Source organism: Pseudomonas sp. B21-010 (genome assembly GCF_024749325.1).
GTDB lineage: Bacteria > Pseudomonadota > Gammaproteobacteria > Pseudomonadales > Pseudomonadaceae > Aquipseudomonas > Aquipseudomonas kilonensis.
The window spans coordinates 1,329,261-1,355,383 of record NZ_CP087198.1 but is presented as its reverse complement, the minus strand read 5'-3'; the positions used below and the strand labels follow the sequence as shown (position 1 = coordinate 1,355,383).

The 26,123-nt window shown below is 61.1% G+C and carries 32 protein-coding genes; 3 read left to right on the top strand and 29 right to left on the bottom strand.

Annotated features, from left to right (window positions below):
- Positions 1-19 precede the first annotated feature (19 nt).
- From LOY50_RS05885 to LOY50_RS05745, 28 genes are all read right to left on the bottom strand, one after another.
- Entirely contained in the window at positions 20-1,060 is a 1,041-nt protein-coding gene (locus LOY50_RS05885) for a phage baseplate assembly protein (protein WP_258690456.1), read from the bottom strand.
- A gap of 3 nt (positions 1,061-1,063) precedes the next feature.
- The gene (locus LOY50_RS05880; protein WP_258690455.1) at positions 1,064-2,302 is read right to left on the bottom strand and encodes a DNA circularization protein; all 1,239 of its coding nucleotides are present in this window, start codon (positions 2,300-2,302) and stop codon (positions 1,064-1,066) included.
- A complete protein-coding gene (locus tag LOY50_RS05875; protein ID WP_258690454.1) occupies positions 2,289-3,863 on the bottom strand; it encodes a phage tail protein in 1,575 nt (524 codons plus the stop codon). The genes LOY50_RS05880 and LOY50_RS05875 overlap by 14 nt, the downstream gene beginning before the upstream one ends.
- 130 nt (positions 3,864-3,993) lie before the next feature.
- Entirely contained in the window at positions 3,994-4,290 is a 297-nt protein-coding gene (locus LOY50_RS05870; RefSeq protein WP_258690453.1) for a phage tail assembly protein, read from the bottom strand.
- A complete protein-coding gene (locus LOY50_RS05865) occupies positions 4,287-4,634 on the bottom strand; it encodes a phage tail tube protein (protein ID WP_003198314.1) in 348 nt (115 codons plus the stop codon). Before LOY50_RS05865 ends, LOY50_RS05870 begins: the two co-directional genes overlap by 4 nt.
- A gap of 187 nt (positions 4,635-4,821) precedes the next feature.
- Positions 4,822-6,318, bottom strand: a complete 1,497-nt coding sequence (locus LOY50_RS05860; protein WP_258690452.1) for a phage tail sheath subtilisin-like domain-containing protein — start codon at positions 6,316-6,318, stop codon at positions 4,822-4,824.
- Positions 6,318-6,500, bottom strand: a complete 183-nt coding sequence (locus LOY50_RS05855) for a DUF2635 domain-containing protein (RefSeq protein WP_003198311.1) — start codon at positions 6,498-6,500, stop codon at positions 6,318-6,320. Before LOY50_RS05855 ends, LOY50_RS05860 begins: the two co-directional genes overlap by 1 nt.
- Complete coding sequence (locus LOY50_RS05850) at positions 6,497-7,081, bottom strand: hypothetical protein (RefSeq protein ID WP_024618256.1); 585 nt, start codon at positions 7,079-7,081, stop codon at positions 6,497-6,499. The genes LOY50_RS05855 and LOY50_RS05850 overlap by 4 nt, the downstream gene beginning before the upstream one ends.
- Positions 7,082-7,634: 553 nt before the next feature.
- Complete coding sequence (locus LOY50_RS05840; RefSeq protein WP_258690451.1) at positions 7,635-8,651, bottom strand: contractile injection system protein, VgrG/Pvc8 family; 1,017 nt, start codon at positions 8,649-8,651, stop codon at positions 7,635-7,637.
- A 9-nt stretch (positions 8,652-8,660) separates the two neighbouring features.
- On the bottom strand, positions 8,661-8,873 hold the full coding sequence (locus LOY50_RS05835) for a tail protein X (RefSeq protein WP_058542798.1): 213 nt from the start codon (positions 8,871-8,873) through the stop codon (positions 8,661-8,663).
- Positions 8,866-9,249, bottom strand: a complete 384-nt coding sequence (locus tag LOY50_RS05830) for a phage tail protein (protein ID WP_253471924.1) — start codon at positions 9,247-9,249, stop codon at positions 8,866-8,868. Before LOY50_RS05830 ends, LOY50_RS05835 begins: the two co-directional genes overlap by 8 nt.
- Positions 9,249-11,420, bottom strand: coding sequence for a phage tail tape measure protein (locus LOY50_RS05825; RefSeq protein ID WP_253471922.1), 2,172 nt, complete (start codon positions 11,418-11,420; stop codon positions 9,249-9,251). Before LOY50_RS05825 ends, LOY50_RS05830 begins: the two co-directional genes overlap by 1 nt.
- A 128-nt stretch (positions 11,421-11,548) precedes the next feature.
- On the bottom strand, positions 11,549-12,115 hold the full coding sequence (locus tag LOY50_RS05820) for a phage tail assembly protein (RefSeq protein WP_258690450.1): 567 nt from the start codon (positions 12,113-12,115) through the stop codon (positions 11,549-11,551).
- Positions 12,116-12,266: 151 nt separating this feature from the next.
- A complete protein-coding gene (locus tag LOY50_RS05815; protein ID WP_258690449.1) occupies positions 12,267-12,773 on the bottom strand; it encodes a phage major tail tube protein in 507 nt (168 codons plus the stop codon).
- A complete protein-coding gene (locus tag LOY50_RS05810) occupies positions 12,773-13,939 on the bottom strand; it encodes a tail protein (RefSeq protein WP_046065002.1) in 1,167 nt (388 codons plus the stop codon). The genes LOY50_RS05815 and LOY50_RS05810 overlap by 1 nt, the downstream gene beginning before the upstream one ends.
- Positions 13,940-13,941: 2 nt before the next feature.
- On the bottom strand, positions 13,942-14,169 hold the full coding sequence (locus tag LOY50_RS05805; protein ID WP_258690448.1) for a hypothetical protein: 228 nt from the start codon (positions 14,167-14,169) through the stop codon (positions 13,942-13,944).
- 86 nt (positions 14,170-14,255) lie between these two features.
- Positions 14,256-14,513: a tail fiber assembly protein gene (locus LOY50_RS05800; protein WP_258690447.1), complete on the bottom strand. Its 258-nt coding sequence runs from the start codon at positions 14,511-14,513 to the stop codon at positions 14,256-14,258.
- 9 nt (positions 14,514-14,522) lie between these two features.
- The gene (locus LOY50_RS05795; protein WP_258690446.1) at positions 14,523-15,143 is read right to left on the bottom strand and encodes a hypothetical protein; all 621 of its coding nucleotides are present in this window, start codon (positions 15,141-15,143) and stop codon (positions 14,523-14,525) included.
- A gap of 24 nt (positions 15,144-15,167) precedes the next feature.
- The gene (locus tag LOY50_RS05790) at positions 15,168-15,698 is read right to left on the bottom strand and encodes a hypothetical protein (RefSeq protein ID WP_198796358.1); all 531 of its coding nucleotides are present in this window, start codon (positions 15,696-15,698) and stop codon (positions 15,168-15,170) included.
- A complete protein-coding gene (locus LOY50_RS05785; protein ID WP_258690445.1) occupies positions 15,695-16,339 on the bottom strand; it encodes a phage tail protein I in 645 nt (214 codons plus the stop codon). The genes LOY50_RS05790 and LOY50_RS05785 overlap by 4 nt, the downstream gene beginning before the upstream one ends.
- Positions 16,336-17,331 (bottom strand): baseplate J/gp47 family protein, encoded by a 996-nt coding sequence (locus LOY50_RS05780; protein WP_258690444.1) that lies wholly within the window; start codon positions 17,329-17,331, stop codon positions 16,336-16,338. The genes LOY50_RS05785 and LOY50_RS05780 overlap by 4 nt, the downstream gene beginning before the upstream one ends.
- Positions 17,328-17,660 (bottom strand): hypothetical protein, encoded by a 333-nt coding sequence (locus LOY50_RS05775; protein WP_018607976.1) that lies wholly within the window; start codon positions 17,658-17,660, stop codon positions 17,328-17,330. Before LOY50_RS05775 ends, LOY50_RS05780 begins: the two co-directional genes overlap by 4 nt.
- 11 nt (positions 17,661-17,671) lie before the next feature.
- Positions 17,672-18,283 (bottom strand): phage baseplate assembly protein V, encoded by a 612-nt coding sequence (locus tag LOY50_RS05770; protein ID WP_214511559.1) that lies wholly within the window; start codon positions 18,281-18,283, stop codon positions 17,672-17,674.
- 3 nt (positions 18,284-18,286) lie between these two features.
- Positions 18,287-18,799 (bottom strand): hypothetical protein, encoded by a 513-nt coding sequence (locus LOY50_RS05765; RefSeq protein WP_258690443.1) that lies wholly within the window; start codon positions 18,797-18,799, stop codon positions 18,287-18,289.
- 36 nt (positions 18,800-18,835) lie between these two features.
- A complete protein-coding gene (locus LOY50_RS05760) occupies positions 18,836-19,186 on the bottom strand; it encodes a phage holin family protein (protein WP_003198302.1) in 351 nt (116 codons plus the stop codon).
- Positions 19,187-19,316: 130 nt separating this feature from the next.
- Entirely contained in the window at positions 19,317-19,673 is a 357-nt protein-coding gene (locus tag LOY50_RS05755; RefSeq protein WP_214511557.1) for a hypothetical protein, read from the bottom strand.
- A gap of 133 nt (positions 19,674-19,806) precedes the next feature.
- Positions 19,807-20,451, bottom strand: a complete 645-nt coding sequence (locus LOY50_RS05750) for a hypothetical protein (protein WP_253471901.1) — start codon at positions 20,449-20,451, stop codon at positions 19,807-19,809.
- A gap of 19 nt (positions 20,452-20,470) precedes the next feature.
- Complete coding sequence (locus tag LOY50_RS05745) at positions 20,471-20,605, bottom strand: Com family DNA-binding transcriptional regulator (protein ID WP_253478418.1); 135 nt, start codon at positions 20,603-20,605, stop codon at positions 20,471-20,473.
- Here LOY50_RS05745 and LOY50_RS05740 point away from each other — a divergent pair.
- Complete coding sequence (locus LOY50_RS05740) at positions 20,549-20,737, top strand: hypothetical protein (RefSeq protein WP_250886266.1); 189 nt, start codon at positions 20,549-20,551, stop codon at positions 20,735-20,737. The two genes, LOY50_RS05745 and LOY50_RS05740, sit on opposite strands and share 57 nt — an antisense overlap.
- Positions 20,738-21,112: 375 nt before the next feature.
- Here the strand turns inward: LOY50_RS05740 and LOY50_RS05735 are convergent, their stop codons facing one another.
- On the bottom strand, positions 21,113-21,847 hold the full coding sequence (locus LOY50_RS05735) for an XRE family transcriptional regulator (RefSeq protein WP_028237204.1): 735 nt from the start codon (positions 21,845-21,847) through the stop codon (positions 21,113-21,115).
- A gap of 548 nt (positions 21,848-22,395) precedes the next feature.
- On the opposite strand from LOY50_RS05735, the gene LOY50_RS05730 reads away from it, so the two are divergent.
- Both LOY50_RS05730 and mutS read left to right on the top strand, forming a co-directional pair.
- Positions 22,396-22,749 (top strand): DUF6124 family protein, encoded by a 354-nt coding sequence (locus tag LOY50_RS05730; protein ID WP_258690442.1) that lies wholly within the window; start codon positions 22,396-22,398, stop codon positions 22,747-22,749.
- Between the two features lie 760 nt (positions 22,750-23,509).
- Positions 23,510-26,077, top strand: coding sequence for a DNA mismatch repair protein MutS (mutS, locus tag LOY50_RS05725; protein WP_253471897.1), 2,568 nt, complete (start codon positions 23,510-23,512; stop codon positions 26,075-26,077).
- Positions 26,078-26,123: the final 46 nt, after the last annotated feature.

The window sequence follows — 26,123 nt, the reverse complement described above, 5'->3', positions numbered from 1 at the left end:
GCAGGCATCGGTGCCGGATTCAGGGTTTGGGCGCCATCGGGTTGGCGTCGAACGTGTGCGGCGGCGCGACTTGCAGGGTAGTGACGGAGCCTTGTGCCGACAGCGAGTACGTCACTTTGGAAATCAGCATGTCACCGTCGAACCCCAGCACAGGGTCGATCACCCGCACCAAGGTGTTATGCCGCCACAAGTCGCCATTGGCCTGGCGCCAGCCCTGCACGCGGTAGGTAGTGGTCAGGGCCTTGCCGGTGCGAATTGCGCTTTCCCAATCAGCCCGTTGCTGGGCCAGTTCGAAGGTCAACTGCGCGCTCTCGCTGATCACCGTCACCCGCTTGCGCTTGAAGCTCAGGTCCGTGGCGGTGCCAGAGACTTCGCTCACCGCCGCCCCACTCTGCTGATCACTGCCCTTGTGCTGACCGATGACCCGGTATTCGGAGAACACCTGGCTGTAGTCCATCGGTGCGTTGCCCGACAGAATGTTCTTGCCCAGCTCCAGCACATCACTGGCCCGTCCGCCGCTGCCGGGTTTGGCCAGCAGCACGCGCCCTTGCGCGTCATCGGTGGAGAACACTCGGAACAACGTCAGCAAACGGTCGATGGATTGAAAGACCGTTTCCCCTGGCACGATGCTGTGTTCGCTCAACCGCGCGGTTTCAGGAATTTCACTGATGACCCCCACGCCATATTGCGACGCCAGGGCCTGGGCGATGCTCAGCACCGTTTGCCCGCGCCATTGAGTCGGGCGGTTGATCGCCGCGCAGTCCACCAGATCCTGGGTCTTGGAACCGCCTTCAATGCTCAGGCTGATCTGCCGACCGTCATAGCTGACCGGTGCCTTGAACACATAACCGCTGAGAACCAGGTCGGCACCAATGCGCACCTGGCATTCATCGCCCGGACGGATCGGCACCGTTTGGGTCTGCCCCGGCCATTGCCAGGTGATGTCGAGTTTGAAGGTGCGGAATTGGCGCTCCAGGTCCGCACTGATTTCGACACTTTTCCAGCCACCGTAATCCAGCCCGCCGACGGTAAGCGAGACAGCGTTGTCGAGCTCGTTCATGGCTTACTCCCCCGAGACTTTCAGGTCATTGGGCGGCAGGAAACCAGGATGGGCTACGCCGTTACGCTGGGTCACTTCAGTCACCCGGGTGGCATCGGCAAATTGCTGATACGCCACCACCAGCGCTGGCAGGCTTTGCTTGAACGACAGGTTGATCAGCCTTACCCCCGACGACGCCACCGCCGTCAAGTGCGCGGCCATTTGCTGGCGCAGGTTGTTCATCGCCTGGTAGTGCTCCGGATCAGCCTTGAGGGAGGCCTGCCAGATAACCTCGTTAAGGGCCTCGCGCAGGGCCAGCACATCGTCGGCCACCGGCACGTCCCGGCGCTGGACCGGTTGCACGGCTTGTTGCGCCACCGACGGCGTAGCGCCCAACTTGACCACAGGCGCCGCCACCGGCATCGCCGCAATCCATTGCGCGGCCTGCACCAGCAGGGTGTCCTGCACCAGATCGGCCACCGCCTGGGCCGCCGCCGTGGTGTCCTTGCCGGTGGTGAGTTTGGGCGCGTCGGCCTTGCGAATGGCCTCCACCTGTTGCGACACGCTGGCAATCACGCCGCGATAGCCGTCACGGGCAAACTCCTTCTGCTCGCGGATGTCGCCCAGCAACCCCTTGAACTCGGCCACCACCTCCTTGGGCAACGCTTTCACCGCCTTGACCAGATCGCTGAGTTGCCGATAGGTCTCGATCAACGGCTTGAGCTCCTGCTCGATCACTGCGTAAACATCCTTGAGGCTGTTGCGCAAGTCCGCGATGCCGATCCGTGCGGCCTTGATCAAGGTCATGGCGTCTTCGAAGCGCCGCACCGCCGAACCGAGGAAGCTGTCGGCCGAGACCAGCAGCAGTTTCTGGCTGTTGATCGTGGCCGAGGGAAATGGCAGTGGCTGGTCGGGGTAGAACTTCAGGGCGAACGTCACCAGCCCGCCGTCCTGGCGGGTCTGGGTCATGTCGCATTCGCCAACCTTGACTTGCATGCGCCCCAGCCATGGATGCACCAGTTCACCGCTGCCCTGCTCCAAAGCCTTGAGCAGCTTGTCGCGCTGCTCCAGGCAATCGGGGCCGACGATGAACGCGGTCAGCTCATGAATCTTCGCCTGCTGGCCGAGCCCTTCGAAAAACGGCTGGTCGCGCTGTGGATATTCATGCAACTGACCTTTGTGGCCGACCGGGGTTTTCGCCTGATCGACCCAGAACCCGACGCCACGAAACGACGCCGGCAACAAACGATCACGCCAGCTCATTGGAGCCTCCTGTGGAAAGTGAGCGATAGCCGATGCGCGAACTCACCGCCAGGGCCGGTTGATTGGTCTGTGGCGGATCGGCACGCAACCCGGCCGGCGCGTTTTCGAAGCGCACAGTCAGGCCGCCTTCGAGTTGCGTGCGGTTGTTCGCGGCGCTTTGTTGTACCAGGGCACTGGAGGTTTGCGGCAACGCACCCGGCGCCAGCGAGGTTTTCGCTGGCCCGTTGGCGGACGCTGGCGCCAGGCTGGACGACAGGCCCGCAGGCTCTTCGCTGGCCCCGCCAAAAAACGCCGGCGCCAGCTCACCCTTGCCTTCGGCATTGGTGGCGCGCTGCGCCTCGGTCAGTCCTTCGACCTTGCCAGTGAACGTGGTGATGAGTTCACCGAAGCCGCTGTTGAAGAACGCCTTGATCGGTGCAATCACGCCCTGCAGCTTGTCCCACCACTGGCTGAACCACTCGCCCACCGGCCCCCACTGTTGGGTGAGGCCCTCGATGGGCGACCAGTCGAACAGGCCGCTGAACACCGCCAGCATGATCGCCACCTGATTGCGGACGCCCTCCCAGATCCCAGCGAAGACTTCTCCGATCGTGCCCCAGTTGGCCATGATCAGTCCCAACGGCGTCCAGTCGAACAAGCCTTTCAGAGCATCCATCACCGGCACGGTCAAGGCCTTGAGCAGATCCCAGATCGCCGCGAACAACCCGGTCAGCGGTGCCCAATTGGCAACAATCAAACCCAAGGGTGACCAGGCGAACAGCGTCTGCATGAAACCGATGACCGGCGTTGCCGCCGCCACGATCACATTCCAGAGCGCGCCAAAAAAGCTGCTGATCGGGCCCCAGTTACTGATCAACAGCCCCATCGGGGTGAAGGCGAACATTGTCTTGAAGAACTCGACCATCGGCAGGACGATCGGCGCAAGGCGCTGCCAGAGCCCGGCGAAAAACGCCGAAATCGGCGTCCAGTGGGCGATGATCATCCCTGCCGCCAAGGCGATGCCCATGGCAATCAAGCCGATGGGGTTCATCTTCATGGCCAGGTTGACCACTTCCATTGCCTGACTCGCGCCGCTGACCGCCATCTGGATCGCGTTGAACGCCACGACGCCATTCGCCAGGCCCTGTACCAGTTGCGGGTTGTCCTGCAGCACCTGGGCCACGCCGCTGACCATGGGCTGCAAACTGACCGTCACCGCGTTGACCGCAGGCCCCAGGGCCGAGCCGAACTGCACCGACACGTTGCTGATGGAAGTCTTCAATCCATCCAGGTTCTGTGCCGCTACACGGGGCGCGTCAGGCGCCTGGACGGCATTGGCCGCCGCGCTCGCTGCGCCCGCTTCGTCCTTGAAGGACAGCGCCGACTTGAGCCCGTCCATAAACGGCTGGGCCAGGCCGCCGCTGGGCAGCAGACCGGAAATGTCCAGGCTGCCCAGGCCCGTGGCGTCGAGGTTCTGCTTGAAACTCGCGACCTTCGCACGAAGGCCGGCGAGCTTGGGTGACAGCTCATCGATGCCCGTGAGCAGCACCGCTTTTTTCTCTACCGTTTGTGTGTCTGCCATCACTGCACCTGCTGCATCGCATTGATCCGTTGCGCGTGCTCCAGGGATTCGTGGAGCACATCCAGTGGCCTGGCCATCATCTGTTCGGGGTCAACCTTCCAGAACCAGGCCAGGTCATAGGCGGCGGCGATCAGGTCGCCGATGGCTGCGACGCCGCACTCATGAAAAAACTCGCGACGGCCCAGCTCAGGGCATTGAGGTCTGCCAGGTCCAACTGGTTGACCGACGACGGCGGGATGCCGGCGCACACCGCGATGTATTTGGCCGCGACGTCCATGTCCAGGCTCACCTCCTCGCTCTTGTCGATCTTGTACGGCAGCGCCTTGATCGCCCGGACTTCCTGCACCGTCGGACGGCGCAGGGTCAGTTCGCCCACCGGCTCGCCGTGGGCCTCGATGGCCACGCGCAGCGTCACGACATCGCTCATTGCCAGGTCCCCTTGATGCCTTCGAATTTCAGCTCGATGGTGGCGTCGTCACCCTTGGACACAGGCTCTTCCACCAGGTAGGCGCCGGCCAGCACGTAGACCTTGCCGTTATTGAATTCGCAGGTGACGGTCATGTCGGTGCCCGCAACCAGTTGCTTGAGCGGGAAGTCCGCGGTGTGCAGCGCCGTCACCTTGAAGGACGGGGCAATGTCGGTTTCCTTGTAGAAACCCGGTACGACGGTTTCGCGTTTGGTGAACATCAGTGGCGCTTCGCAGCCGCCGTTGATGGTCAGTTGAGCGCCGTCCACTTTGACGTAGCAGGTGCCCGCAATCAGTTGACCCATGGTGTTTCTCCCTTCAATAAAAAGCCCACGTGAAGTGGGCCGATGCTATGCACTTAAGGTTTGTTTGAATCATTGTGGCGAGGGAGCTTGCTCCCGCTTGGGGCTGCGAAGCGGCCCCCTGCTTTGCCAGGCATCACACCGTAGGGGATGCTGGCGCATCCAGCGGGAGCAAGTTCCCTCGCCACGGTCAGGCGGCGGCGTCGTATTGCAGGCGGAACTGGTTGAGCAGCGCGAACACCCGCAGGCCGTTGATGTAATCCGGCGGGAACAGCACATTGACCCGGCTCGGGTCCTGACTGTCACGCTCGACAACCAGGTGCTCGGCGAACAGCTCGGCGTTTTCCACATGGCCTTCCAGTTCGAGCTTGGCGTATTGAGCGATCAGCTCGCCGCGAATCGTGCTCGGGGTCACGATGGGCTGGCCGGCGCCGAAACGGGTGCCGTCGGCGGCCAGTTTGTGGCGGCCGTACTTGCTGGTGATCACGCTTTGCAGGCGACGGACGATGAACGCCGACTGGTGCATGGTTTCGCTGTCCAGGTAGGAATTGTCCGCCTGACCGAAGGCATTCTTCTGATACGTGGTGATAGAACGCTGGATGCGCACGTAGCCACCTTCGTAATACGCCGTGGCGATGCCGTAGTTGAGCAGCGACTGGCGCTCGGTCAGGGTGAAACGTTCACTGGCCGGTGCCGGGTCCAAGCCCGGCAGGCTACCGCTCTGGGTCGGACGGCTGGCGTCGGCGGAGATGAACACCGCCGTGCGCGCCGCCAAGGCAGCGGCCTGGACCCAGAACGGTTGCGGTACGCCCGGTTCCAGGGCCTGGATGGTCATGTGCTGGTCGTTGCGTGCCTGACCGGCGGCAACCAGGGTGCCGATAGTGCCGCGCTTGGCGCTGTAGACATGACCGAACAACTGCTTGGCCCAGGACCAGCGACCGGTGCTGTCATCCATGACCGCTTGCCAGATGTTGAGGCTCGCCACGTCGGACCAGGGCATGGCGATGAACTCGAACGGTTCGTCGCCCAGGGCCGCAACGGCAGCGGTCTGGTCCGGCACGCCGGCGCCGCCGGTCATCGCAGTGATGGCGGTGGTCAGCCCCGCCGGGGTGTTTTCGCCATTGCTCTTGCCCAGGCGATTGAATTGCAGGCTGATGTCGTTGCCGCTGTCGCCGGTCCATTTGACGCGCAGGGTCACGACACCTTCGGCGGCCGCGGCAGTCACCGGCAGGTCGGCGGCGGCATTGACTTTCAAGGCTAGCGCAGTGGCAGCCTGAGCCGCTGTTGCGCCATTGACGATGGCGGCCTGAACGCGCACACCGCCGACGTACAGGTTGAGCACACCGCTTTCAGTTGCGGCGCCAGTGAGGGTCAGCACGCCCTGGGCGATGGCGCCTTCGACGTTGTGCAACGGCAGGCACCAGATTTCACCGAGCGGGTCGGTCTTGCGCCAGGTCTCGTACATCGACGCGAGCATCGAACCCTGCCCGCCGATGTTCTTGGCCAGCGCGACGCTGGACACCAGCACCAGTTTGCCGACCTCGGCCGGGGCGACGTTGTCGTTGACCTGGGCGACGATCAACCGGCGCATGGCCGACGACGCGCTATTGGCGGCCGAGTTGTCCATTTCGGCGTAGAACAGCGGCACACGAATGTCCGCGGGAATATTGCTGAATCCGATCGCCATTATTTGGCTCCCTGTGGTTTTGCCGCTTTCACGGCTTTGGTAGTGATATCGCCATCGGCCAGACGTCGACGCCACCAGGCGTTGTCTGGCACTTCACGGCCTTCGAGGGGCAACAGATCGCCCGCTTCCGGGTCCGGTACGGCACGGCCCGGGGCCGGCAGCACAGTGATGCGTTTGCTCATGGGGTTACGTCTCCAGAGAAAGTCAGTTCCACGCGCCCGTCGGGGCCGGGACGTTTCAGGTTGGGGTCCGCCGGGTCGATGGCATCGACCCGCACGGTGGCCCCGGTAAAGGACGACAAGCCGTCCAGTTCACGCTCGTGCCAGCTTTCGGCAGGCTGGCTCGCCAGATTGCGGCCCAACTGGAACTCGGCGAAAAAGCGCAGCCGGTACAACACACGGCTGCTATTGATGGAAACCAGTTCGCTGCCGTCGTATTCAATGCCGGTGTACTCGGCGCCCGGCTTGAACCCCACCAGCGCGCGCCACAGTTCGGCCCGCAGGTCGTGCAACAGATCCAGCGCTTTTGTCGCATCGGTAGCATCGAGCACCAGCACGGCATCGAAGCGATCACGCACCGCTTGCAGCGTGACGTTCTGAGCCGCGTTCTTGCTGGCGATGTCGGCGGTGGGCAGGACATAGGCGCAGGGGGTCTGCAGCGGGGTCTCGGCTTGCAGCGTGGCGAGGTCAAAACCTGCGGCCACGCGATGGGCGAGCGTCGGACATTGCTCACGCAACTGCGTGAGGATCGGTGTGATCTTCATGGAGGAATTCCAGTTGTAGAGACGGTGCAGTCGAGAGAGACCTGTGGGAGCGAGCCTGCTCGCGATAGCGGTGTGTCAGTCAGTGCAGATGTTGAATATCAGGGCGCTATCGCGAGCAAGCTCGCTCCCACAGGAGAACTCGGTTGGGCGCAGGGATATGTGCAACGCTGAACAAAACTGTGGGAGCGAGCCTGCTCGCGATAGCGGTGTGTCAGTCAGTCCAGATGTTGAATGTCTGGGCGCTATCGCGAGCAAGCTCGCTCCCACAGGAGAACTCGGTTGGGCGCAGGGATATGTGCAACGCTGAACAAAACTGTGGGAGCGAGCTTGCTCGCGATGGCGGCGTGTCAGTCAGTGCAAATGTTGAATGTCTGGGCGCTATCGCGAGCAAGCTCGCTCCCACAAGAGAACTCGGTTGGGCGCAAGGATATGTGCAACGCTGAACAAAACTGTGGGAGCGAGCTTGCTCGCGATGGCGGTGTGTCAGTCAGTGCAGATGTTGAATGTCTGGGCGCTATCGCGAGCAAGCTCGCTCCCACAGGGGGGGGTGGGGTCAGGCCTTGGCATCCAGGCGGGTGGCATGAATCAAGCTGCGATAGCTTTTTTCCCGGTCGCCACTGGCGGTGACCTTGTCGATCGACCAGCGACCGCGCATGAAATCCGGCCAGGTGGGATCCAGCAGTACGATGCCCTCGGCCGAAAGTCCCGGGTTGCCAGGGCACTCGATGTCCACCTTGAGTGCTTCGCGCTCCATCCGTCGCACCTCCCCTTCACCGGCGGCGCGGGCATCGTCGGCGCTCTGGAAGCGCTGGCGCAGGGTCTTGAACGGCGCGACGCCGCTCTCCTCGACCTGCAGCTTGCCGGCCGTCGCATCCCACCAATAGGTCTTGCAGCCCTGGTACTTGGCCCGGGCGTTTTCATCAAACTTGGCCGAAATGAAGGCGTGGTCGCCCGGGCGATTGTTGGTCGTCACCGACAGTTTCATCTCGGGCAGGACCTTGCCTGACAACGACTTTGCCTGACCGCGCCGAGCCAGCACATACAACTCGTTGATCGGCTTGGCGACGGCGTCATAACGGTGGGCCAGGCGCGTGAGGAAACCCATGTCGGTTTCGTTGGTCTGGTCGATGTGCTCGATTTTGATCAGCGACAGGTCCGGCGCCACCCGCGGGGAAAAACCGTGCCTGGAAGTCAATTGCCGAAACAGCGCCCCCAGGGTCGTCGGGCCATGGCTGACGGATCGGCGTTGCTTGAAGCCGGTCTGGTCCGCAGCACTGAACGGCGCCGCCATGGCCACCAGCACGAGTTGCAGGGGAAACAGGAACGGTGTGCGCCGGGTGATGACAAACTCGCCTTTATCCACCAACCCCGACTCCAGATAACCGACCCGCAGACCGATCTTGCCGCCCAGGCTGGGCAATCCTTCGAGCCCGTCCAGGCTGATGGTGAGCGTCAGCTGATCGGACTCGATACCCGCCGCGTCGACATGCTCCCACTTGAGCAAGCGTTCGTTGAGCAGTGCGGCGTTCGCACCATAAATTTCCACTGCAGGCGTGAAACCCAGTGACATGTTGCCTCCTTAATCCCAGGCCGAAACCGGCGGGGTTGCAACGGGCTTGAGGTCCACTTCCGGCAAGACCACCCATACGCCCGCCGGCAATACCGGGCCCCATTCAGCCAAGCCCGGATTGAGCAGCCAGAGCGCCTCCTCGACGATATCGTCACAACGCTCAAGCTCGCGGTACAGCAACAGATTCACCGAATCACCGGCGATACTTCGAACCCTACGCATTGGCGAACTCCGTCAATTCAACCACCCAGCCGACCACCATCGCCGTACCGTCATCGATGATCTCGGTCTGGGTTTCCGTCACCTTGTTGATCTGCCACAGGCCCCAGTTGCGACCGATACCATCGACCAACGGCACGGGCACGCGCTGCGCCTGCAAGGCGCGCAACTCATCGAGGCGATCCATGGCGGTCGCGTACATCGACTTGCCGGTGATCGTCAGCAATTGCAGGCCTTGGCCGACCTGGCTGGACTTGGGCTTGCTAGTGAGGATGTCGATGCTTTTCCAGCCACCGTCCGACGTGTGCACCAGTTGGTGGTACGCAAAATTTCTCGACAGGCCAAAGATGAAACTGCCGAGTGCCATTTGTTGACGCATCACGTACCTCCGTCGGTCAGGGCCGCGTCACTGCGCATGGCGAGTGAGTTGGGCATGGTCGTCAAGCCGAACTGGCCCGAGAGCTGTTGCACAACCAGGTTGGCCAACTGACTCGCGCTGGCCTGGTCCTGGCCGTTGATGTAGATGTTTGCGGTCATGGTGTTTTGTTGTTGGCTGGTTTGGGCGTTGGTCAGGTCTCTGGCAGCCTGGTCCGGTGGGGGGAGCTTGTCGGCAGGCGCGGCGAGTTTGTCACCCAGCCAGGCCCCCGACTCTCCCCCGACCCAGCTGCCGGCCAGCCCACCCACAACCGCACCGAGTGCGCCGCCAATGGCCGTGCCGAGCGGACCAAAAAGAGTCCCGAAAGTGGCTCCGGCGGTAGCACCTGCCGAGGCCCCCGCCCAGCCGCCACCTGCGGCCCCCAGGCCCGCACCAACTTTGCGGGCGTCACCGCTCAGCGCGCCCTCGAGCACCTCAGGGGCGGCAGTTAACGCGACGGCTCCTGGGATGAAACGGGTAACCGAGCGCAACGCCGAGCTCGTGCCTCGAAGGGAACCGCCGGCGCTCATTCCAGCCTCGGCTTTGGCAACGTTCGCCGGCTCGAGCCGGCTGATGCCCTTCATATCCAGCTTGGCGTTACGACTGTCGTTTCTGAAGTCCTCAGAGAACACCTCTCCCACACGACTGGGAAGACGCGTCGCCACGCCCCCCAATACGCGCTTGGCCGCTTGATTGCTCATCTCATCACCTAGGGCTTTGAGCAGCGCGCCCACCAACGGTTTGATCGCCGCGCCAATCACCACAATGGCCGCAGCGGCTCTAGGTGAGGACTCAGCCAACTCACTCATGCCATCGGCCAGCGATCCCAGCCACTGGAACGAGGTATCCGCCGAGGGCATCAGGGCATTTCCCGTGGCCAGCGACAAACGCTCGCTGCTGGCGTTGAGGACGTTCAACTGGCCCTGCCGGGTGTTCGACAGCGCCAAGGCGTCCTGGCGCACCGAGCCGTCGTTGCCCAATTGCGATGTAGCGTATTGGCCTGGGTCTTTCACCTGCCAGAACGCGGCGTTCACATCGTCGAGTTTCTGCGACATGCGCAGCACCGCTGCATCCCCAGTGCCAAACAGCGAAGAGGCCAGGGTCGTGCGCTTTTCGGCCGGCTGCGCGTTCAAGGCCGCCAGGACCGACATCACTGTCCCCGGCGCGGCGTCCTTGTCACGCAAGCCGCTCGCCACCTCTTTGGGATCCAGCCCCAGTTGCTTCCAGGCCGCTTGCTCGGTCGCGGAGGCCTGATCGCCCTTGCCTAAAGCGGTCGTGAAGTGATCGAGCGCCACACCCGCTTCAGCTTGTTGCGCGCCGGTAGTGAGAAGTGCCGCCGTCAGTGCCGCAACTTGGGCAGGCTGCAGGCCCGCCGAGGTCGCAGCCGCACCGTCACGCTGCAGCACCGTGCCGATCTCACTCGCTTTCGCACCACCGGGAATCTTGCCCAGGTGGTTGGTTGCATCCGCCAGATCAAACGCTTTCTCTGCGCTGAGCTTCATGGAAGTGCGCCAGCCGAGCACCATCTCAGCGGCTTCCATGGCCGGCATTTTGAACGTCGATGCCGTGACGCCCGCATCACTGGCGAAGCGCAACAGCGCCAATTGCCGGTCCGAGGCATTGGGCAGATCACCGCCGATGCCTGCCCTGGCCGCCAGGCTTTGCATCCTCACCACCTCAACCGCCGAGGTCCCGCCGGCCGCCACCAATGGCGCACTGGCGATACGCTGGGTGGGTTCCGCCATCTCTGCAATCTGGCGAGGCGTGAATTGGCCGGCCTGCTTCAGATCGGCCATGGCCGAATCCATCGCTATTGCAGGTTTGAGCAGCGCCGGTGGCTCGATACCGCCACCCGACTTACCCTTTGGCTCGTTGGCCGACTCACCCTTGGCGCCAGCGCCCATCGATTGGGAAAACAATCGTTGCGCCGAAAGCTTTACCGTCAGCGACTCGATCGCCGTGGTCAGCAACCCGAGCTTGAGCCCGAGTGTTTCCAGCGCCAGATCGAGGCTCGACAGTTGATCCCTGGCGAACGCGCCTTGTGCTGACACACCACTGGTGAGGCTGGTATTACCGAACGCCAACCCAGGCTCATTGAAGGTTGCGTATTTGAGCGAATATCTATCGTCCGCCATCCCGCTCTACTCCTGTTTCACGCCAAGGCGAGTGATCGCGATGTCGTAGCGGCGCAAGGCCTTGCCGGCGTCCCACTCCAGGATTTCCGCCTCACTTACCGAGTAAATGAGCGGCACCACATCGAGAATCACTTCGATGTCGCGCTCCGAAAGAAGTCCGCCGGTTTGTTTAAAAAATCGTCGATGCGTACCTGAAGTTGTGTCCAGTCGGGCACGGTCAGCAGGTCCAGATCGGGAATCATCAGGCCAGTGCAATGGGCCGTGATGAACTCGGCGCGTTCCTTGGCCGTCTTCAGTTTTTTCATCGCCTTGGTCGCACGCAGCACCGGCATTTCCAGGGTCAGCGACGTCAGGCTGCGGCCCGCGACGTCGAGCGGTTGCAGCAGTTGCACCTGGTCGGGATCGGCCTGTGGAACATCCAGAAAGTACGACGCCGGACGGGTCGACATTTCGTGCACGTACTGGGCAATGCTCACGTAGTCCGGGCGCTTGAGCTGATCGAGCTCCTTGACCGACAGGCCGGTGGCCAGCTTGGCCAGCTCGAAGAACTGGTCGTCTTCATCATCACCGGCACGGGCCAGGGCTTCTTTCTGCGCGGCGTAGAGCAGTGGTTTGAGTGGGAGCTGCTCGATCTGCGAGCCGTCGTCACCGGTGATCGGCGACAACAGCTCATGGGTAGGAGGCATCCAGGACATGAAATCGGTTCCTTGGTGAATCAGAGGACATCCTGTGGGAGCGAGCTTGCTCGCGATAGCGGGGTGTCAGACAGCTTGATACTGAATGAACCGCCGCCATCGCGAGCAAGCTCGCTCCCACAGGGATTGCATCTAGCCGGCCGGTAAGGGCTTAGGGCAACAACACCGCACGGCGCGCATCACCGAGGATGTCCACGCCGTTGAGCACGAACTTCTGGGTGCGCACGTCGATGTCGATCACCGGGACGCCGTTTTCCAGGCGGTTGTAGGTGCGGCAGGACAGCTCAAGGTTGGTCTTGGGCTTCTCGGTCATCTTCAGCGGAGTTTCCTCGAGGGATTTCAACTTGCCGCCCACCGTGTGGTAGGTAAACCAGGTGTTGCCGTCCTGATCCTGGCCGGCTTCACGCACGTTCAGCAGAATGTCGTCGCCCAAGCTCACGCCCAGTGCCAGCATGACTTCCGGCCCGAGACCTTGCAGCGTCAGCTTGGCCGTCAGCACCTTGCCGCCCTTGGCCATTTCCTCGCCAATGAAACGGCCGCCGCGCATCTCTTCCATCTCAAATTCGATTTTCGGCGGGCTGAAATCTTCCACGGTCGCCGACAACGGCAGGCCTTGCAGGGTGGCCGCGATGGCCTGTCTTACGCGGTTGGTAAACATTAGAGAACGTCCTCCAGGAACTGCTCGATGATTTCATCGCGGGCATTGAGTTGATAAATCATGTGTTCGTTCGGCGCGTAGCGGCCGTAGTCGATGACCACGTACCAGGTGCCGTTCTTGTACTTCTCGACGCTGTTCAGCTCCGGGTGCAGGTACACGCTGCCGCCAGGGATGGTTTCGTCGGCGACCAGGGTTTGCAGCCAGTCGTTGATGCGCTTGACCTCCTGGTCCATGAACGACTTGGTCAGGTTCTTGGCCATGGCTTTCTGGCCGGCCTTCACCAGCTTGCGGCTGATGGCATCTTCCAGGCCGACGTAGCTGATGAACTTGCCGGTGATGGAACGGTTGCCCAGCAACGAGAAGCCGCCAAGGATGGTCCGGGCGTAATAGCTGACGCCGTAGCGGTTGAGCAGATCGCCTTCGGTGGAGGTGTCGAGGATGTTGTATTCGACGGTGCGCGAAACGTCTTCGGCGAAGGTGACCTGGTTGCCCGGGCTCTCCCATTGCTTGACCTTGGCGAGGGCGGCGATGGCCAGGCTCGACGGGGCCAGGAAGACGTTTTTCTTCGCGGCCTTGGAGTACACCGCCGGCATGTTGTGCACCACCAGGCAACGGTCGAAACCGAGGTCGGCACCGCCCAGTTCCTGGCTGTAGGTCACTTGATCGGCGACCGCGGCGTCCTTGCCGTCGAGCACCACACGGGCCTTGATGCGCTTGCCGAACGAGGCGAACTCGCTGGCCACCGCCTTGGTGCCGGTGAAGCCCGGCGCGCCGATGATGGTCAAGTCTTCAGCGACCCCACTCAACGCGGCCAAGCCCAACTTGCGACCGGTCTGCGCTTCGATACCGCCGATCACATTGTTCTGCGTGTCGGCCAGAGTGGCGCCCTCTTCGACGATGACGACGTAGACCGGCACCTTGACCACTTTGAGGATCTGGTAAACGGCCTGGAACAATGTCCCCGCCTCGGCACCGGTCGGGTCCAACTGGGCCTGGGTGGTGAAGCTGTTGATGCGGAATGGGGTGTTTTTCGGGATCAGCAGGTTGGCATTCGGCGCAGTGCCGACCAGCCCGATGACGTTGTCACCCAGGCCACCCATGGCCTCGGGAGATTCAGTGGCATTGACGGTAATGCCGTTGTGCTCGAAGTTCAAAACCTCAGCCATGGTTATTCAGCCTTCTTGGTGGCGGCCTTCAAGGCCTTGGTGGTTGGGGTGGCTTGCATGTCAGCAGCCAGTTGCTGCGTATCCAGTACGCTGGTCAGCTCGAGACGACCGGCACTGCGCAAGGCACTGGCCTCGACATCCAATAGCTCCAGTTTCTGGCCGGCGCTCGACCAGTGGCCGCCACCGGTAGGAAATGGCAGCAGCACGGTGTATTGCTTACGAATGGGCATCTACGGTCTCTCCAGATGCGAAAAACACAAAAGCCCCATAGCGGGGCTTGGTGCGGGCGAAAAAAAACCGCTTTCGCGGTCGTGGCCTACTTGATGAAATCTGGCAGCACAGGCCAGAGCAGCCTGGACGGCTCAGCATCCGTTTCGGGGATATCTCGCAAGGCCTGGCGATAAGCCTTGATCTCGGCCAGCTGGGCTTCTGTTGCGGGGAAGTCCGCTAATTGGGTGAAGTCCGTGTCTCGCAGCAGTTGGTTACGGCGTGTGCGAATGGCTGCCCATTCGATTTCAAGCGACGGTACGGCGATTGGCGTTTCGGGCGTGTCATTGTTGGACAGATCAGACATGTTCATTCCTTAGCTGAAAACAACGGTTTCGGCCAGCGACAACTTGGTGACCAAATCCCCAAGGTTGAACAACCGACCATTGCCCACACGCATGGTGTCAATGCGCACGGTGGTGTAATAAATATTTGGAACGAGAATTCGCATGACAATATTGCCGTTTGCATCGACATAGACAGAAGGGGTCATGTTTCCAAAAGTCGAAACGTTTTGCAGAACCCGAGTGGGCTGATAGCAATACCCCACCAACGTTTCGTCGATTATTTTGGCTGTGCCGTAGCTGTAGCCCTTGATGTTGAACCAGAACATCTCCGAATGAACATTGATGTTGAGCGGCACTTTGAAATGCATGTATACATTTGTACTGGCACCCAGGTTGGTGGAGACAAAATCACCCTGTGCCGTTGCGCCGTAGACGCCGCCCGTCCCGTAGACGTGTCCCTGCAAAACGTTGCGACGAATCGTGCCCAGGGCGCTTGGATCCCCTTCCACATCCTTCTGGCTTCGCCACTCATTAAACTGTGTCAACGCCGTGGCCATGGTCGTGTTGATACTGCCGATTTTCCCATTGACCACCGTGGTCAAGTTATTGGCCGCTGATACCAGCGACGCGATAGTGGTTTCCAGACTCACATTCAGGTTCCTTGTGCTATTTGATTATTTGGCTTCGAGCGCCATCACTCGAAACATCAGGCCAACGTGCCGCGCCATGTTGTCGATATTGGCGGTAGCCAACGTGGCGATTTCTTCACTCAATAGAATGTTCAGGTTGTCGGAGCCGACCACCACCGTGACGCTTTGCGCCGGCAACGGTGAAATATCCAGCGTGAACTTTTGCAATACTCGCGCAGCAGCTGCTTTGTAGGTCAGCAGCTTTCCAGCCACCGAATACACAGCCAACAGCGTGCCGGTGGAAAGATAAAAACCGAACTCGCCAATCTCATATTCATCCGGCCCCTCAAACAAAGCGGCCATTCTCAGCTGCCCTGGGTCCAGGTCTTCGTAATCCACGATTGGCACGCGCTGTCGCTCATTGCGAAGCGCCGTTTCCGATCCATTGGGATCGTAGCGGGCGGTGCCGGCACCGATGTGAGTGATCTCACCTTTCAAGCCTTGGTTCTTTGCCTGCAACACTTCGGCCAGGCCGGCGGAAGTGAAGCGAACCAAGCGCGTAATGTCTTCTGTCATGGCTGCGCCCTGAGGTCATAATCGTTAATGGTGTAGCGCTGGAAAATCCCCATGCCGGGAAGTCGCGCAGTGAGTTCAAGTAGCGGCAATGCTCCGCATAAGGACAGCTCACCGTCGCTCAACGGTCCGTGCATGGCTGCCGTCGCTGCCAGGCCGCCACTGGTTTGATGCACCAGGGTGATGGTGGCTTGGTCGCGCTCGCTCTTTGCCGCATTGATCCGCTGAATCAAGCGGTTGTGATCGCCACTGGACCAGTCCTGGCCAATGATCGCCTGTACATCAAAGGTGTAAGGGTGGGCACGAGGTTGCTGCTCGTACCAAGCGGTGACGTGCGGCGTGAACCCCAGTGATTCAACGGCGTGGTTCAAGGCTTGACGGGTACCCGCCTGGCGCTGGATCTGCCAGGACAATGAAACGGTCAGGCGTTTTTCCAGGTCACTGGCTCCCGCATTCCACTCACTGACACCCCGATCCGCCGCCAGATATGGCAAGAATGCGGACGGCGTCTCACTCGGGTTCATCAATTCGGGAAACGGCGGTTGAACGCGATCGAGCAGCTTGGCGAAGCCCAGATCCAGTGCCCTTTCCAGAGGAGAACTGTTGGCCGGTAGCAGACTCGGCAGCGCAACGGAGTCACTCATAGCGTCAGCACCTCCACGTCTACCGCCGTGCAATAAGGCGCTTCGAAAGCGCTGGTCACGATAGGCTCCAGCGGCTCGAGAATCTCAAGTTGCACCGCTCCGGCCGAATGAAGGGTGTAATCGATCCAGCTAGGATCCACCCGGCCTTCCAACCGATGACAGGTATCGGCATAGCCTTGCAATTGCTGCTGTGCCGCCACGCGGGTCAGCCCTGAATCAGGGCCACTGTTGATCCTGGCGATGACCCGAATTTTGTAGGGTTTTATCTGCGCGCCCTGCACCGTCACCAGATCGGTTTCCGGCCGGACGTCAGGACGGGCGAAATGCCGACGAACACCTTCGAGCAGCTGTGTTGAGGAAGCCCCATCGCCTTCACGAGACAACACCGTCACCATCACCTCGCCAGGCGCGGTACGGCGGGCATTGCCATCCTTGACCTGAGCGGCAAAACCGTCAGGGTCAAAGGTGTAGGTCACTGTCACGACACCGGATGCAGTGCTGTCCACCGTCACCCCCGGCCGTTCACCCAAGGTAAAAATCTCCCGCCGATACTGCATGCGCGAGCCGGCCGCCGGGGCATGGGGCGCCAGGTAATAACGCAACCGCGCATCGTCATCGCTCTCGTAGACCGGGGGGATGGGCGGGAACGCTGCCGGGTCACCCGGATCGAGCAACTGGCGCTCAAGGCCCATGTCCGCGAGGCGAGCGTCGAGGTTGGTGCCCGTGGCCCACCACGCCAACATCTGCTTGATGCGGGCGTTGTATTTGCGTTCGTGGGTTTGCAGTCGGACGCAAAACGCCTCAAGGGCCAGGGTCAGCAGTTCGCTTTCGTTTTCGAGGCTGTCCACCAGCTTCGCCGCGCTGGCGGGAGAGCGCGCGCCGACGTACTCGACCACGAAGGTCTTGAATTCGGCGAGCAGATCCTCGAACGCTTCGACAGTGACAATGGCCGGTTCGGCCAGTTGGTTCTGGCCGGGTATCAGCATGCTCATGTCACCACCTCGAAAGTCTGTTTGCGGTTTTTCCAGGTGCCGGCGAAACGCAGCAGCAATCCGGCCCCCTGTCGGCTGGCGACAATGACCTGCGGCTCGAAATCATCGATGCCGTTATCCGGGTTGTAGAACGCTTGGGCCGCGTGGCTCTGGGCGAGGATCAGCAGGTCGTCACCGAGGTTCTGCCCCAGCAACTGCGTGAGTGCGCAGCCATACAACGGGCGCTTCTGGCGAGTGCCCAACGGCGTGGTCAATGCACGGGTGGCGCGCTGCACGAACTGCAGCCAGTCGTCGACCGTGGCGCCGGTGTTTCGATCGATTCCAATCATGAGGAAATCTCTTATGCGGTACTGATGACGCGCCCCTGGTGATCCACCACCGGGCCGCTCAGGTGCACGCCGGAAGCGTCGAGCCGAATGCCGACGGCGCCGACTTGCAATTCGATGGCCTGGGGCGTCATCGCCAGCCGCGACGGGCCAATGTTCAACTGCAGGGATTCGCGAGAACCGCTGAACGCCGCCGGGCCGTTTTGCCAGTGCAGGACATGGCTGGCATGGTCGTAGCCGTTTTCCGTACCGTCCTGATAGAGGCGCCGCGTCAGCGAGGCCTGGGTCGAGACGGGGGGGAACTGACCACCGTTGAGGCCGAACAACGCCACCGCCTGCCCGCCGCTCTCGCCGCCGCCATGGTTGAGCAACAGGCATTGCTCACCTACGGACGGAATCCGCGACTCGCTCTGGGCCCCGGCACTCGGGTTGAAAAAGCGGATCGCCGGGGTCAGCAGTCCGCCATGGCTGACTTTGCAGGTGTTGCTGGCCGCGTCGACTTCCTGGCAGACGCCGATGCGGCAGAAACTCTCCGCCCGCCGATGCATGTCTTCCAGCTCGGTTTCCATCTGCGCCAGACGCTCGATGATCGGCCCCAGATGCATCCGTAACAGCGCATCAAACATGGCTCAGCCCTCGAGTGCGGTGTATTGGTCCGGGTCGTCGATGTTCGACACTTCCCAGGTACGGGCAAACTTCGGGATGCCCAGCGGGTCCTCCAACAGCGTCGGGCCGAGGTACAGGGTTTGGTTGAAGGAAAGGGTCCAGGCGGTGTACGACCGCGCCGGGTTAATGAACGTGGACGGCAGGCCATCGAGCTCCGTGGGCAGGTCGCATTGATCACCCGACAGACCCCAGCGGTTATCCATGACCAGGTGTTTCAGCTCCCCGGCCAGATCGCAGGCATCCCATCCTGGAACGGCCATGACCACTTGCAAGGACACCGTCAGGACATGGGCGATACGCCCGTCATTGGCGCGGTTACCGGGCGCATCACGCTCAAGAGCAATCAGCACCCAAGGTTGGTCGTCGGTGCCATCGAAATCCTGGGGGCTGCCGACTTTCAAGGCCGGATAAATGGCGCGCAGCGTCTGGGCAATGGCCGAGCACAACTGCGACGGTTTTTCGATAAGGGCAGGCATTGATCGCCTCCTTTTGTATGGATCAGCGCTGTCGACTCACTGCTGGTCGGGAGGAACGTCCCGCGGAGGGACTTCGCAAACGCCGAGCCGCTTGGCGACCCAGCGCTCGTAAAGACCGATCGCCACATCGGCACCGGCCATGGCGGTCAGGCAACCCAAGGCGCAGGCGCTCCAGATCGACATGCCGAGGGCGTACAAAAGCATGGTTGCCGATACACCGCAGACCACGCAGGCACCGGAGCGCAAGGCCAGGCGCCGCAATAACGACCAGCCACGGGCGCCCTCCTTGTCTGCACGCCACATCTCGCCGGACACCCCGCCCACCAGGGCGAGCACGATGACCAGCCAGATCGGCATGTCCAGCAACGCTTGTTGCTCGTTTGTCATGTCTCGTTTCCTGGGGGGTGATGGATGATTGGGGGCCATGGGGTTTCTGAGTGCAGACGACGCCATGGCGCGAGGTCTGGAAAAGGTGCGCGGGCTTCCCCGCGCGGCTCTATTTATCAACGGCAGGTGCTTACGCGACAGGAAGCGGATCCCAGGTGACGTAGACGAATGCGGTGTCAGTCCAACTGGAGGTGATCTCTGACCACAGGCCTTGTCCGGCTGGAATGATCACTGGAAACGGCAGCGTTGCAGACGCGCCTGCAAAGCCAGTACTGGTGGGCTGGGTGCCACGGCAGGAAAGGATGACAGGCACAGTGCTGTCGCTATAACCGGTAGGTTTCTTCGTGCCGGTGCTGAGAATTCCGTACAGAGCGCCACAGTGCATCGTGGCCGTGCGCACGATCATGCCGGTGGTGTTTTGCTCAGGCGTGAAAAACACGCCATTGGCACGAGTGCCGAACTGAGTACCGATTTTTTGTGGTTCCATTTTTTTACCTATTGAGTCGAATGATGGGCCGCGGAGAATTCCGCTGTCATGTCGCTCAAAGGCGATGGTTGGGGCTCGCGGCCCTCATCGGATGGAGTGAAAGAGGCTCGACCTGTGTGAGGCATGGCCACGCTTATCGAGTAATGAGCATGTCCAGACTGGTCGCGTCGCAGGAGTTATTGGCTTTCCTGTCGATGACCAGATAAAGCAAAGACGTCGGCGTGACTGCTACGTTGCTCAACATGAAGGTAGTGCTGCCGCCGTTTGCCAGGCTCCCGGACTGGAGCACCGTGTCACCCAGGTTGAGCGACCAGCCAACACCATCCCCGCAAGCGTTATGCAGGTCATTGACCCGGCCCAGCACGTTGATATTGCCGGTGACAGGACTGGCCCAGCGGAAGATGCTCTGGCTGTTGGTGCCGGGATGCGTGGCTACATCGCCCTGCTTGAACACGAAACTGGTGCCCGAGCCGGTGAAGGTGAAGCTTTCATTTGGAATGGAGATCCAAGCGCCCGTCGCATCGTCGCGCCAGCAGGTGGTTGGCTTGCCATTACAGACCCCGGCCTGGAACGACGGAAAGAGCGTGTAGTTGACCGAGGCGTTCACCCCCGATTTGTTTTGCATGAAGGACCAGGGCGAACCCGCCGGTGCGGCTTCGGTCATCAGGTACATGTCCCGGGCCAGGTTCCACGACATCGCCGTATCAGCCCAACCGTTCAGGGATACGAAGGACGACAGAAACGCAGTCGCCAGTAGGATTGTTTTGAGCAATTTCATTTTCTTACCTCGATGGATGTCATTGAGTACGAAGTGCTGGGTCTATTGCGCACGCTGTTCGCTCGCCGGCGTTCACTCGAGGCTCAAGGGCCTTCACATGATTCAACGTCCCGCATCGGACACATTTGATCTGGAGTTCGGTGTTCTCGCCTATGCGGGCCAGAAGTCTTTGGCAGTGACCGCATCTGAAATCCTTCAGCATCGAAAGCCCTCCCATTGGCGGCGGTTTGAAGTGTCTTGCGGCAGAGGCATTCCAAAAAGCCCGGTCGCCCAGGCTTTTCAGTAATGCGCTTGATCTTTCGGCGCGACTGGCGCGGTACGGATCCATTCAAATTGTTCTTCCGACCGCGGTCCCTGCCCGCCGGATAACTGCTTCTGGTGCTTTACGCTGCACACCCGGGTCAGTTGCCAACCCTCTGAACCGTTAAGGCCGGTTCATCGCTGCCTGTTGGTGGAACTAAAGAGCTTCGTTGCCAGCTGCTTTGTCGAGCGGCTTGGACACAGAATATGCATGGATGCATATACAGTCAATGCGTAAATGCATTTATTTATGCATGCGGAATGCGAAAATGCATGGAGCCTCGTAAATACGGGGTTAGCGGGTTTTCAGGAGGCGAAAAAAAACCCGCATGGCGGCGGGTTTTATCTGACAGCGGAGGGGTTAACGGGCGTACATGCCCCACCAGAAGACGTGGCCGAGGATGACGATTTGCTCGTCCTGCATTTCCTGGAAGGTGTAGTCCTCGTCCGGATGCTCATCACGGTTGAAGCTGCGCAGGCGGATGCCGGTGGGCAGCCGATAAAGCTGCTTCACCCGCAATTGGCCGTTGTGATTGATGGCGTAAAGGTCACCGTCGACGATGTCGCCGATCCCACACTTGCCCGCATTCACCCCAACCGTGGCGCCGTCGCGCAGCACCGGCAACATACTGTTGCCGCGCACCGTCACGCACTTGGCCTGGTCGAACTGCACACCGTTGTGACGCAGGCTGCGCTTGCCGAAGCGCAAACTGGAGCGCTCGCTTTCCTCGATGACGAATCTTCCTGATCCAGCAGCCAATTCAACCTCGCGCAGAAAAGGGACCGACACTTCGTCTTCTTCGACGGGTGTTTCGTCGTCCCACAGGCTTATGTCCTTGAGTTCGGAATGCGGCTCATCGCGGCGGGCATTGCCGACGGGCACAACGTCCGCGCGCCCGCGCAACTGGTCGGTGCTCACGGCGAAGTATTCGGCGATCTTCGAGATGTGTTTATCCGAAGGATCGACGATCTTGCCGCTGAGGATCCGCGAGAGGGTGGACTGAGGCACGCCGGTACGCCGGTGAAGCTCCGTGGGGGAGATCCCGTGCTGATCGAGCAATGCTCTTAATACGGTAGAAACGTTGCGTTTTTGCATAACGCGCATAGTGCTTGTTCTTTTCGCAGAAGACAAATGCTGTTTTGCATAAATATGCAATGTGTAGGAGCTGTCGAGTGCAACGAGGCTGCGATCTTTCCCCAGACACTTGAATCTCAAGCGAAAGATCAAAAGATCGCAGGCTTCGCCAGCTCCTACAAAAGCCAAACTCCCCCACCCGGAATTTGCCCTACAGGTCCATAAGAAAAGACTCCAATCGCGTCCTTCAAATGTGTGACGCAAGGCTACGTTTTCTTGCGCCTCTGCCTACAACTACGCCAGAATCCGCCGGCTTGTGCGCCTTGGGGCCCATCGGTACTTTTGATCCTGTCACTGCCCATCAGTGATCGGGTTTAGTCGCTCGGTATTCCAAGGTGCTCATTGCTCCATTCAGTCAGGTACTTCTATTCCTGCACTTGATGGTAGTTGTGCGCAGGGCGCCCTCGGGCGCGCCGGTTCCTTGGATCCCCGGTCGACTAACCTGCGTACAGCTGCCACCCCTCGTTTAGTCGCGAGTGAGTGGTGGCTCAACTTCAAGGATCCATAGAATGCCGAAGAACACACCAAATCCTCCAGACGATCACGTCTCCCGCAGCCAATTGGCCAACGCCAAGAAACTCGACGACGCGGCCACTCGCGCCCTGGACTATTACCTCAAGCCGAAAGCCGACAAAGAAACCTGCGACACACCCGACACCCTTTTCATCATCGCCCCCAACATCGACGCCGAATGCCTGCTCGCCAACCTCAGCGAAACCCTGGCCTCGGCCAACGCCATGGTCAGCGACCTGGCATTCGACCTGAAGGGCTCGCGGCGGAATATCTTGCTGGGGGTTCAACAGATGATCGAGCTGAGCCAGTTGCTGGCGAATCGGGCGTTGGATGTGGTTGAACCGAGGTAGGCATCCATGATGCAAGCCGAGACCTAAGAGAAGCCCAAGCAATCACTGTGGGAGCGAGCTTGCTCGCGATAGCGGTAGTTCAGTTACAACTAGGTTGTATTGGCTGCCGTCATCGCGAGCAAGCTCGCTCCCACAATTTGATCGGGTACAGCCGGAGAGACAGGCCGGCTGTAAGGCCGCCTCGCGAGCAAGCTTTGCTCCCACAGATATGATGGGTGTACGACCGGGAGAGCCAGGTCGGCTGTCAGGCCGCCTTCGCGAACAAGCCCGCTCCCACAGGGGAAACGCGGTCCCATCAAGAACCAGGTCGGCTACCAGGCCGCCTCGGCGTGGACGTTGATCTCGGCGCCCCGTTAACCACGCTGGCTGAACGAAGGTATTGCGCAGTGGGCAACCCGGCATGGATGCCGGGTTAGCCGCGCTGGGCCATGGATGGCCCTTCGCGGCGGCCCACGGAGCAATGCCTTCGTTCAGGCATGCCGAGCCTAGGCGAGGCACCTAGTGGTGGGGCATGAGCGTTTTGCTTACTTTTGACTGGGCCGGCTCCCGGGCTTCTCAAAAGTGAGCCGCTGTAAGAGCGGAACCGTCAGCAGCCATTACCTAAATAACGGATATACACCCCACCCCAAAAACCACTCACGCCTGGGTCCCCCCCGACCACCCATGTTAACCTTGCGCCCATCGCGGAAAAGCCGGGCCAATGCCCCTCCTTTTGCCCCACACCTTTCAACGAGCTTGCCTGACACCCATGAATACAGCCGTGAACGACCTCTCCAGCCACACGCCGATGATGCAGCAATACTGGCGCCTGAAGAACCAGCACCCCGACCAGCTGATGTTCTACCGCATGGGCGACTTCTACGAAATCTTCTACGAGGACGCAAAGAAGGCCGCCAAGCTATTGGACATCACCCTGACCGCGCGTGGGCAATCGGCGGGCATGGCCATTCCGATGTGTGGGATTCCTTACCACGCAGCAGAAGGTTACCTGGCGAAGCTGGTCAAGCTCGGCGAATCCGTGGTGATCTGCGAACAAGTCGGCGACCCGGCCACCAGCAAGGGCCCGGTGGAACGCCAAGTCGTGCGGATCATCACCCCGGGTACGGTCAGTGACGAAGCCTTGCTGGATGAACGCCGGGACAACCTGATCGCCGCAGTACTGGGCGATGAACGCCTGTTCGGCCTGGCGGTGCTGGACATCACCAGCGGCAACTTCTCGGTGCTGGAAATCAAGGGCTGGGAAAACCTGCTGGCGGAGCTGGAGCGGGTCAATCCGGTGGAATTGTTGATCCCAGATGACTGGCCCAAAGACCTGCCGGCAGAAAAACGCCGTGGCGTGCGTCGTCGGGCGCCGTGGGATTTTGAGCGTGATTCGGCGCTGAAAAGTCTCTGCCAGCAGTTTTCCACCCAGGACCTCAAGGGCTTCGGTTGCGAGAACCTGACCCTGGCCATCGGCGCTGCCGGTTGCCTGCTGGCCTACGCCAAGGAAACCCAGCGCACCGCCCTGCCCCACTTGCGCAGCCTGCGGCACGAACGCCTGGATGACACCGTGGTGCTGGACGGCGCGAGCCGCCGCAACCTGGAGCTGGACACCAACCTGGCCGGCGGGCGCGACAACACCCTGCAATCGGTGGTCGATCGCTGCCAGACCGCCATGGGCAGCCGGTTGCTGACCCGCTGGTTGAATCGTCCGCTGCGGGACCTGACCGTGCTGCTGGCGCGTCAAACCTCCATTACTTGCCTGCTCGATCGTTATCGCTTCGAACAATTGCAACCGCAGCTCAAGGAAATCGGTGACATCGAGCGGATCCTCGCCCGCATCGGTTTGCGCAACGCCCGTCCCCGCGACCTGGCGCGCTTGCGCGATGCCCTTGGCGCATTGCCCCAACTGCAAGTGGCGATGACCGACCTCGAAGCACCGCACCTGCAGCAACTGGCGCGCACCACCAGCACCTACCCGGAGCTGGCCGCGCTGCTGGAAAAAGCCATTATCGACAACCCACCGGCGGTGATCCGTGACGGTGGCGTGCTGAAAACCGGCTACGACGCCGAACTCGACGAGCTGCAAGCGCTGAGCGAGAACGCCGGCCAGTTCCTGATCGACCTCGAAGCCCGGGAAAAAGCCCGTACGGGCCTGGCCAACCTCAAGGTCGGCTACAACCGCATCCACGGTTATTTCATCGAATTGCCAAGCAAGCAGGCCGAACAGGCCCCGGCCGATTATGTTCGCCGCCAGACCCTCAAGGGTGCCGAGCGGTTCATCACCCCGGAACTCAAGGCGTTCGAAGACAAGGCGCTGTCGGCCAAGAGCCGCGCCCTGGCCCGGGAAAAGATGCTCTATGAAGCGTTGCTCGAAGACCTGATTAGTCAACTGCCGCCGTTGCAGGACACCGCCGGTGCCTTGGCGGAACTGGACGTGCTGAGCAACTTGGCCGAACGCGCGCTGAACCTGGACCTCAACTGCCCACGTTTCGTCAGCGAGCCGTGCATGCGCATCAGCCAGGGCCGTCACCCGGTGGTCGAGCAAGTACTGACCACGCCGTTCGTGGCCAACGACCTGAGCCTGGACGACAACACCCGCATGCTGGTGATCACCGGCCCGAACATGGGCGGTAAATCCACCTACATGCGCCAAACCGCGTTGATCGTGCTGCTGGCCCACATTGGCAGCTTCGTCCCGGCGGCCAGTTGCGAATTGTCCCTGGTGGACCGGATCTTCACCCGCATCGGTTCCAGCGACGACCTGGCCGGTGGACGTTCGACGTTCATGGTGGAAATGAGCGAAACCGCGAACATCCTGCACAACGCCACCGAACGCAGCCTGGTGCTGATGGACGAAGTCGGACGCGGCACCAGCACCTTCGACGGCTTGTCCTTGGCCTGGGCAGCGGCCGAGCGCCTGGCGCACCTGCGGGCCTACACGCTGTTTGCCACCCATTATTTCGAACTCACCGTATTGCCGGAAAGCCAGCCTTTGGTGGCGAACGTTCACCTCAATGCCACCGAGCACAACGAGCGCATCGTCTTCCTGCACCACGTGCTGCCCGGCCCGGCCAGCCAGAGCTACGGCTTGGCGGTGGCGCAACTGGCTGGCGTGCCAAGTGAAGTCATTACCCGTGCCCGCGAGCACCTGAGCCGCCTGGAAACCACCAGCCTGCCCCACGAAGCGCCGCGCCCAACCAAAGGCAAACCGGCCGCACCGCAGCAAAGCGACCTGTTCGCCAGCCTGCCGCATCCGGTACTCGATGAACTGGCCAAGCTCGATCTGGACGACCTGACACCTCGTCGGGCACTGGATTTACTCTATACATTGAAGACACGGATCTAACACACAGGCTTTCAAGCTGTTAGAATCGCGCGCGGTTTGGGATGCT

Excerpts from the sequence above, each read along its gene's own strand:
- LOY50_RS05750 (WP_253471901.1), bottom strand. The coding sequence starts at position 20,451 with ATGAAATTGCTCAAAACAATCCTACTGGCGACTGCGTTTCTGTCGTCC.
- LOY50_RS05770 (WP_214511559.1), bottom strand. The coding sequence starts at position 18,283 with ATGTTTGATGCGCTGTTACGGATGCATCTGGGGCCGATCATCGAGCGT.
- LOY50_RS05805 (WP_258690448.1), bottom strand. The coding sequence starts at position 14,169 with ATGCCCATTCGTAAGCAATACACCGTGCTGCTGCCATTTCCTACCGGT.
- LOY50_RS05775 (WP_018607976.1), bottom strand. The coding sequence starts at position 17,660 with ATGATTGGAATCGATCGAAACACCGGCGCCACGGTCGACGACTGGCTG.
- LOY50_RS05800 (WP_258690447.1), bottom strand. The coding sequence starts at position 14,513 with ATGTCTGATCTGTCCAACAATGACACGCCCGAAACGCCAATCGCCGTA.
- LOY50_RS05870 (WP_258690453.1), bottom strand. The coding sequence starts at position 4,290 with ATGAGCGATGTCGTGACGCTGCGCGTGGCCATCGAGGCCCACGGCGAG.
- LOY50_RS05760 (WP_003198302.1), bottom strand. The coding sequence starts at position 19,186 with ATGACAAACGAGCAACAAGCGTTGCTGGACATGCCGATCTGGCTGGTC.
- LOY50_RS05835 (WP_058542798.1), bottom strand. The coding sequence starts at position 8,873 with ATGCGTAGGGTTCGAAGTATCGCCGGTGATTCGGTGAATCTGTTGCTG.
- LOY50_RS05885 (WP_258690456.1), bottom strand. The coding sequence starts at position 1,060 with ATGAACGAGCTCGACAACGCTGTCTCGCTTACCGTCGGCGGGCTGGAT.
- LOY50_RS05785 (WP_258690445.1), bottom strand. The coding sequence starts at position 16,339 with ATGAGTGACTCCGTTGCGCTGCCGAGTCTGCTACCGGCCAACAGTTCT.
- LOY50_RS05765 (WP_258690443.1), bottom strand. The coding sequence starts at position 18,799 with ATGCCTGCCCTTATCGAAAAACCGTCGCAGTTGTGCTCGGCCATTGCC.
- LOY50_RS05840 (WP_258690451.1), bottom strand. The coding sequence starts at position 8,651 with ATGTCACTGGGTTTCACGCCTGCAGTGGAAATTTATGGTGCGAACGCC.
- LOY50_RS05810 (WP_046065002.1), bottom strand. The coding sequence starts at position 13,939 with ATGGCTGAGGTTTTGAACTTCGAGCACAACGGCATTACCGTCAATGCC.
- LOY50_RS05735 (WP_028237204.1), bottom strand. The coding sequence starts at position 21,847 with ATGCAAAAACGCAACGTTTCTACCGTATTAAGAGCATTGCTCGATCAG.
- LOY50_RS05820 (WP_258690450.1), bottom strand. The coding sequence starts at position 12,115 with ATGTCCTGGATGCCTCCTACCCATGAGCTGTTGTCGCCGATCACCGGT.
- LOY50_RS05780 (WP_258690444.1), bottom strand. The coding sequence starts at position 17,331 with ATGAGCATGCTGATACCCGGCCAGAACCAACTGGCCGAACCGGCCATT.
- LOY50_RS05830 (WP_253471924.1), bottom strand. The coding sequence starts at position 9,249 with ATGCGTCAACAAATGGCACTCGGCAGTTTCATCTTTGGCCTGTCGAGA.
- LOY50_RS05730 (WP_258690442.1), top strand. The coding sequence starts at position 22,396 with ATGCCGAAGAACACACCAAATCCTCCAGACGATCACGTCTCCCGCAGC.
- LOY50_RS05755 (WP_214511557.1), bottom strand. The coding sequence starts at position 19,673 with ATGGAACCACAAAAAATCGGTACTCAGTTCGGCACTCGTGCCAATGGC.
- LOY50_RS05740 (WP_250886266.1), top strand. The coding sequence starts at position 20,549 with ATGATTCAACGTCCCGCATCGGACACATTTGATCTGGAGTTCGGTGTT.
- LOY50_RS05880 (WP_258690455.1), bottom strand. The coding sequence starts at position 2,302 with ATGAGCTGGCGTGATCGTTTGTTGCCGGCGTCGTTTCGTGGCGTCGGG.
- LOY50_RS05825 (WP_253471922.1), bottom strand. The coding sequence starts at position 11,420 with ATGGCGGACGATAGATATTCGCTCAAATACGCAACCTTCAATGAGCCT.
- LOY50_RS05815 (WP_258690449.1), bottom strand. The coding sequence starts at position 12,773 with ATGTTTACCAACCGCGTAAGACAGGCCATCGCGGCCACCCTGCAAGGC.
- LOY50_RS05855 (WP_003198311.1), bottom strand. The coding sequence starts at position 6,500 with ATGAGCAAACGCATCACTGTGCTGCCGGCCCCGGGCCGTGCCGTACCG.
- LOY50_RS05850 (WP_024618256.1), bottom strand. The coding sequence starts at position 7,081 with ATGAAGATCACACCGATCCTCACGCAGTTGCGTGAGCAATGTCCGACG.
- LOY50_RS05875 (WP_258690454.1), bottom strand. The coding sequence starts at position 3,863 with ATGGCAGACACACAAACGGTAGAGAAAAAAGCGGTGCTGCTCACGGGC.
- LOY50_RS05790 (WP_198796358.1), bottom strand. The coding sequence starts at position 15,698 with ATGACAGAAGACATTACGCGCTTGGTTCGCTTCACTTCCGCCGGCCTG.
- LOY50_RS05860 (WP_258690452.1), bottom strand. The coding sequence starts at position 6,318 with ATGGCGATCGGATTCAGCAATATTCCCGCGGACATTCGTGTGCCGCTG.
- LOY50_RS05865 (WP_003198314.1), bottom strand. The coding sequence starts at position 4,634 with ATGGGTCAACTGATTGCGGGCACCTGCTACGTCAAAGTGGACGGCGCT.